Raw genomic sequence first — 210 nt, forward strand, 5'->3', positions numbered from 1 at the left:
AAGCACTTGAACGCCGAAAGTAGTTGGGGGCTTCCCCCTGTGAGGATAGGACGTTGCCAGGCATTTAATTTATTCCGCAATAGCTCAGTGGTAGAGCAACCGGCTGTTAACCGGTAGGTCGTAGGTTCAAATCCTACTTGCGGAGCCAATGGCCCGTTGGTCAAGCGGTTAAGACACCGCCCTTTCACGGCGGTAACACGGGTTCGAATC

The 210-nt window shown here is 53.3% G+C and carries 1 tRNA gene; it reads left to right on the plus strand.

The features are described 5' to 3' along the window. Positions 1-73: 73 nt before the first annotated feature. A tRNA-Asn gene (locus tag ASF99_RS15300) sits at positions 74-148 on the plus strand. The last annotated feature ends 62 nt before the right edge of the window (positions 149-210 follow it).

Origin of the sequence: Exiguobacterium sp. Leaf187, assembly GCF_001423925.1 — a bacterium.
Taxonomy (GTDB): domain Bacteria; phylum Bacillota; class Bacilli; order Exiguobacteriales; family Exiguobacteriaceae; genus Exiguobacterium_A; species Exiguobacterium_A indicum.